The organism is Pseudomonas sp. I2, from assembly GCF_040984075.1.
GTDB lineage: Bacteria > Pseudomonadota > Gammaproteobacteria > Pseudomonadales > Pseudomonadaceae > Aquipseudomonas > Aquipseudomonas guariconensis_B.
The window spans coordinates 1-5,957 of record NZ_JBCGFQ010000096.1 but is presented as its reverse complement, the minus strand read 5'-3'; the positions used below and the strand labels follow the sequence as shown (position 1 = coordinate 5,957).

The window sequence follows — 5,957 nt, the reverse complement described above, 5'->3', positions numbered from 1 at the left end:
CGATCAGCGAGCAGCGGCTGTCGATCTCACCGCAGGGTAGGGTGCGGTATCAGCTCAAGACGCCGTGGCGAAATGGGACCACGCATGTCGAATGGGATGCGGTGGACTTCATCGCCAAGCTGGCGGCGCTGGTCCCGCCACCGCGCGCCCACCTGACCCGCTTCCACGGGGTGTTTGCCCCGAACGCCGCCCTGCGCGCACAGTTGACGCCATCGGGGCGCGGCAGGCGGCATGACGCCGCTGTGGAGCCGGCGGACGCAAGCGCGAACGACGCGCCGCGCAGCCCCGAGGAGAAGCGCCGTTCGATGAGCTGGGCGCAACGCCTCAAGCGGGTCTTTTCCATCGACGTCACCGCCTGCGTCCACTGCGGTGGCACCGTGCGGATCGTCGCCAGCATCGAGGAACCTGCCGCCATCCGCGCCATCCTCGCCCACTTCGAGAAGCACGGCGCGCTGGAGCAAGCGCACTACCGGCCCGCAGCGCGCGCGCCGCCGCCGGCCGCGTGACGAGGTGCCGGCCACACAGCCGGCAGCCAAGCCAGAGTCCGATCCGATGCGGCCACGACCCCGCAGGGCTGCGCTCGGCCCTGTGCCGGGATTCGGTGAGAAATGGCTACGCACTGAGCCGCTGCGTGGCCCCGCGATGTCGAAAACCCACGCATGAACCCCCGATCTGTGCCCGATCTGTGCCCAAAGCGGCGCTTGCGCGGCCGCTTCCTACCCGCCAGACTCGCCAAAAAGGGCGGTTGAACTTCCTATACCCGGTTCGGTGTCGTGGCAGTTAGGGCGGCAGCGGGGGTTGGGGCTATAGGAGCCAACGATACCGCATTGCAACGCAACAACTAATTCGATAAGATCTGCTATTCAATTTCGTAATCGTGGAGCCATCAGCATGGGAAATTCCAAGTCAGCAGACAAGTAAGCCGCAACATCAGAATTGTTGTTGCGGCGCTCTGTAAGACCAATCCCATCTGATTGCTGACGAGCAGACGCTGCCCGGTATCCTTAATCGAGCGGTTGATTCGTCATGACCACCACACGCCCCGCGTGGGCCTATACGCTGCCGGCAGCCTTGCTGCTTATGGCTCCCTTCGACATCCTCGCCTCGCTGGCGATGGATATTTATCTTCCAGTCGTTCCGGCGATGCCGGGCGTCCTGAACACGACTCCATCCATAATCCAACTCACGTTGAGCCTCTACATGGTGATGCTCGGTGTGGGCCAAGTGATCTTTGGGCCACTCTCCGATCGCGTCGGGCGACGGCCGATCCTGCTTGTAGGCGCAACGGCTTTCGTTGCTGCGTCTCTGGGAGCGGCTTGTTCTTCAACTGCATTAGCCTTTGTTGCGTTTCGTCTGGTTCAGGCTGTTGGAGCATCGGCCATGCTGGTGGCCACCTTCGCGACCGTGCGCGACGTATATGCCAATCGTCCCGAAGGTGCCGTCATCTACGGCCTTTTCAGTTCGATGCTGGCGTTCGTGCCTGCGCTCGGCCCTATAGCCGGTGCGCTGATCGGCGAGTTTTGGGGATGGCAGGCGATCTTCATCACACTGGCTGCACTGGCTTCGCTCGCACTCTTAAACGCCAGTTTCAGGTGGCATGAAACCCGACCGTTGGATCAGGCCAGAACGCAACGATCTGTTTTGCCGATCTTCGCGAGTCCGGCCTTTTGGGTTTACACGGTCGGATTTAGTGCCGGCATGGGCACATTCTTCGTTTTCTTCTCGACAGCCCCCCGTGTTCTCATAGGCCAAGCCGGCTATTCCGAGATCGGATTTAGCTTGGCCTTCGCGACTGTCGCGCTGGTCATGGTCACGACAACCCGCTTCGCAAAGTCCTTCGTTGCCAAATGGGGTATCGCGGGATGCGTAGCGCGCGGGATGGCGTTGCTCGTTTCCGGCGCGATCCTGTTGGGGATCGGCCAACTTTTCGGATCGCCGTCATTTTTCAGCTTCATCCTGCCGATGTGGGTTGTCGCGGTCGGCATTGTCTTCACGGTGTCCGTTACCGCCAACGGCGCACTTGCGCAGTTCGACGACATCGCTGGATCAGCGGTTGCGTTCTACTTCTGCATCCAAAGCCTGATAGTCAGTATCGTCGGGACATTGGCGGTGACGCTGTTAAACGGCGATACAGCGTGGCCCGTGATTTGTTACGCCACGGCAATGGCAGTGCTGGTGTCGTTGGGGCTGGCGCTCCTTCGATCCCGTGATGCTGCCACCGAGAAGTCGCCAGTCGTCTAGCCGACGACTGGAAGCAAGCCCGCTCCGATGCGGCGCAATAATCTTCGAAACCTCGTGAATGGCGGTATCCTGTCTGGCAAGATACCGCTCATTTCCCTTGTCCCGTGGCGGCCGGTCATCGACCGCCAGCTCGGCCGTGAGGTCATGGGCATCGTGCAAAGCGGATCGGTGTCGTGGCAGTTGGGGCGGCAAAGGGGCATAAGCCTCTAATCTGTTGTAGATGAACGCAGCCGCTCGAAACCAGCGATGAGGCTGTCGAGTCCGAAGTTGAACGCAGCATCCATGCCGTCTGTTTCCAACTCGTGAAACAGATCGTGCAGGAAGGACGACGGTGCTTGCTCGGACACATCTGGCCTGTCCGGAACTCTCTCATCGGCATCAGATGCCTGCTGCTCGAGAACGGAACCGACCACATAGTGACTGACCGCCCGGAGCGCCCAAACGGCGCGCTTCGGACAAAAGCCCTCCGCGCAGAGAAAGCGTATTTGCGTCTCGGCGGTGCCAAAATTCGGTTCTGTCGGTCGAGTGCCGGCATGGATACGCGCGCCGTCGCGATAAGAGAGCAACGCCGTTCTGAAGCTCAGGGCATTCTCTTTCAGGAACACCCGCCAGTCCTCATTCTCTTCGGGTAGCGAGCGGGTATGGCGTTCCGCCAGCATCGCCTCGGCGAGCGCATCAAGCAGCGCTCGCTTGTTCTGGAAATGCCAGTAAAGCGCAGGCTGCTGAACCTTGAGGCGTTCAGCGAGCTTCCGCGTCGTCAGGCTGTCCATGCCAACCTCGTTCAACAGCTCTAGCGCCGCCGCGATCACGGTGCCCTTGTCCAGTTTGGTCATTCACGTTCCTTCGCCAGTGCTTGACAATTTATCACCGATAAGTTCTATTTCCATCTCCTTATCGTTGATAAAGTCGCTCCATTGAGCGGCGCTGGAGTTTCAGGTGCGCAGCTCTGCCATCATTGCCCTGCTGATCGTGGGTCTTGACGCCATGGGTCTCGGCCTCATCATGCCCGTCCTTCCGACGCTTCTGCGTGAGCTTGTGCCAGCAGAGCAGGTCGCTGGACACTATGGTGCCTTGCTGTCGCTCTATGCATTGATGCAGGTCGTCTTCGCGCCCATGCTTGGACAGCTTTCGGATTCTTACGGTCGGCGTCCGGTACTTCTGGCTTCTCTTGCAGGAGCCGCAGTCGATTACACGATTATGGCATCAGCGCCGGTCTTATGGGTGCTCTATATCGGCCGACTCGTGTCCGGCGTCACGGGCGCAACCGGAGCTGTAGCAGTCTCAACCATTGCCGATTCGACGGGGGAAGGTTCTCGCGCACGCTGGTTCGGCTACATGGGGGCCTGTTATGGGGCGGGCATGATTGCCGGGCCAGCACTTGGTGGCATGCTCGGTGGTATCTCTGCTCATGCCCCGTTTATCGCCGCCGCCCTTCTCAACGGGTTCGCGTTCCTGCTTGCCTGCATTTTCCTCAAGGAGACTCATCACAGCCATGGCGGGACCGGAAAGCCGGTTCGCATCAAACCATTCGTTCTGTTACGGCTGGATGATGCATTGCGCGGGCTAGGTGCGCTTTTCGCAGTTTTCTTCATTATTCAACTGATCGGCCAAGTGCCTGCAGCCCTATGGGTCATATATGGCGAGGACCGTTTTCAGTGGAACACCGCGACCGTTGGTTTGTCGCTCGCGGCGTTTGGGGCAACACATGCGATCTTCCAAGCGTTTGTTACCGGCCCGCTTTCAAGCCGGCTTGGAGAGCGGCGCACGCTGCTGTTTGGCATGGCTGCGGATGCGACTGGCTTCGTTCTTCTGGCTTTTGCCACGCAGGGATGGATGGTGTTCCCGATTCTGTTGCTGCTTGCCGCCGGGGGTGTTGGCATGCCGGCCTTGCAGGCAATGCTCTCAAACAATGTCAGCAGTAACAAGCAAGGGGCTTTGCAAGGAACGCTAACGAGCCTCACCAATCTAAGCTCTATCGCAGGACCGCTTGGCTTCACAGCACTCTATTCTGCCACCGCCGGGGCATGGAACGGTTGGGTTTGGATTGTCGGCGCGATCCTCTATTTAATATGTCTGCCAATACTACGCAGACCATTCGCAACTTCATTGTGATTTAGTCATGGCGATTTGGCATGCGTAGACTTAGGAGAAATGACGGATTAAATCTGTTGAGCAATCATCTCCTTTCGGGGCGAGTGCCAATGATGACCTTAGTTCACACTCTCGCTGTCGCCGAATATCTCAACTTCCGTCACGCCGCCAACGCGCTCGGCGTTGCACAGTCCAGCGTCAGCGCCCGCGTGAAGGCACTGGAAGAAGACCTCGGCATCCTCTTGTTCGAGCGTCATGCGCGCGGCGTTCGGCTGACCGAGGCCGGACGCCATTTCGTCGAGCGGATAGCCGTAGGTATTGACCAACTCGACCATGCGGTGAAAACCGCCGGCATGGCGGCAGCCGGAGAAAGCGGCCGGCTTCGTATCGGTATCCATGCCCTGATTCCGCATAGCTTCCTCGCAAAGCTGATCGGCCAATACCGCAAGGATTACCCCGATGTTGAAGTCGAGATCGCCGAAGGCCCGGCCCGTGAAGCGGTGGTGCAGCTTCGCGCCGGCAGGTTGGACGTGGCGTTCGTCGCGGGCACGCCCCAACCACCCGACTGCCATTCCCGTCGCACATGGACCGAACCGCTCTTGGCGGTGCTACCGGAACGGCATCCGCTCGCCAAGCGGTCAGCCGTCACATGGCCCGATTTGGCAGGCGAGACGTTCCTTGTCCGGCATGGCGGCACTGGACCGCAGGTTCATAGCCATATCGTGCTACGCCATGCCGAGCGCTGGCCTGCGCCGTCGATCCTGCGCTTCGACGTGGGGCGTGGCACCCTTTTGTCTTTGGTCGGACAGGGCTTTGGCATCACCATCGTCGGCGCGGCCACGGCGCTGTTGCCGACAAACGGCATTGTCTTTTTGCCCTTCACCGACGAGCCGGAGCCGGTCGCCTTCTCGGCTGTCTGGTCGCCGTCCAATCGCAGCGCGGCGCTTCGCAACCTGCTCAGCCTCGCCAACGACATGGGCCGGAAGGTCTGCACGGACTACCGTTCGATACTACCACGGATAGCGAAGGCGTGAGCGACAAGTCCACCGGCACCGTACAATTATCCAGCAGCCAGTTCGCTGTGGTTGAAAAGAGCCATAAATGCACCCTTGTCCCGTGGCGGCCGGTCATCAACCGCCAGCTCAGCAGCGAGGTCTGCGCGGGCAGATAGGACCGGCGCACCGACACGTTGGGAAGGGTAATCTGCTCGCAGCGCAGCTCGCAATAGGTCCCCTCGATTGGGTGGAGGAAGTAGATGCGTGAGGCGTCGTAGGGGTTTCGGCGGACGACGAACTTGCGTTGCTCTCCAGCGTCCAGGAACGGCCGCAACACCTCGTCCCAGTATTCGATATTGTCCCAGCGCATGCCGTAGCGCTCGATCGTCCGGTCTTCGATGTCGGCGAAGTCGAGATAGAGCTTCTGCTTGTCAGCGATGATCGGCGGGAGGCCGGCGCCTGCACGCTTCTCGGTGCCATAGATGCCGCGCTCCCAGGCCAGATCCGGGCGCTGCTTGGTCGTGCTGTGCGGCCGGACGTGATACTGGCCGCAGATGAACTCGAGCATCCAGACCTCTAGCTCATCGAGGGTCATCTCGGCCGCCTCGTTCGGATTGCGGGTCTTGACCT

5 protein-coding genes and 3 pseudogenes are annotated in these 5,957 nt (G+C 60.3%); 6 read left to right on the top strand and 2 right to left on the bottom strand.

All coding sequences use genetic code 11. The annotated features are described in order from the left end of the window. The 3 genes and pseudogenes from WCE05_RS25520 to WCE05_RS25510 all read left to right on the top strand — a co-directional run. On the top strand, nucleotides 1-506 hold a 506-nt coding region (locus tag WCE05_RS25520), incomplete at its 5' end, for a transposase (protein WP_368816799.1). A gap of 520 nt (nucleotides 507-1,026) precedes the next feature. Beyond that, the gene (locus WCE05_RS25515) at nucleotides 1,027-2,241 is read left to right on the top strand and encodes a chloramphenicol/florfenicol efflux MFS transporter FloR2 (RefSeq protein WP_000214125.1); all 1,215 of its coding nucleotides are present in this window, start codon (nucleotides 1,027-1,029) and stop codon (nucleotides 2,239-2,241) included. Nucleotides 2,242-2,334: 93 nt separating this feature from the next. Then, a pseudogene (locus WCE05_RS25510) lies at nucleotides 2,335-2,451 on the top strand (DUF3363 domain-containing protein); the annotation flags it as partial. On the opposite strand, the gene tetR(G) reads toward WCE05_RS25510, so the two are convergent. Continuing rightward, nucleotides 2,448-3,074 carry a tetracycline resistance transcriptional repressor TetR(G) gene (gene tetR(G) / locus WCE05_RS25505; protein ID WP_000163574.1) on the bottom strand — a complete coding sequence of 209 codons (627 nt, stop codon included), beginning with the start codon at nucleotides 3,072-3,074 and terminating at the stop codon, nucleotides 2,448-2,450. The pseudogene WCE05_RS25510 and the gene tetR(G) sit on opposite strands and share 4 nt — an antisense overlap. Before the next feature lie 103 nt (nucleotides 3,075-3,177). Between tetR(G) and tet(G) the strand changes: the two genes are divergently transcribed. The 3 genes and pseudogenes from tet(G) to WCE05_RS25490 all read left to right on the top strand — a co-directional run. Then, complete coding sequence (gene tet(G), locus WCE05_RS25500) at nucleotides 3,178-4,353, top strand: tetracycline efflux MFS transporter Tet(G) (RefSeq protein WP_264840994.1); 1,176 nt, start codon at nucleotides 3,178-3,180, stop codon at nucleotides 4,351-4,353. 20 nt (nucleotides 4,354-4,373) lie between these two features. After that, nucleotides 4,374-5,366 (top strand): LysR family transcriptional regulator, encoded by a 993-nt coding sequence (locus WCE05_RS25495; RefSeq protein WP_047715677.1) that lies wholly within the window; start codon nucleotides 4,374-4,376, stop codon nucleotides 5,364-5,366. Further along, nucleotides 5,351-5,488 (top strand): annotated as a pseudogene (locus WCE05_RS25490) (DUF3363 domain-containing protein); the annotation flags it as partial. The gene WCE05_RS25495 and the pseudogene WCE05_RS25490, both read left to right, overlap by 16 nt. Before the next feature lie 128 nt (nucleotides 5,489-5,616). On the opposite strand, the pseudogene WCE05_RS25485 reads toward WCE05_RS25490, so the two are convergent. Next, nucleotides 5,617-5,697: pseudogene (locus WCE05_RS25485) on the bottom strand (hypothetical protein); the annotation flags it as partial. Nucleotides 5,698-5,957 lie beyond the last annotated feature (260 nt).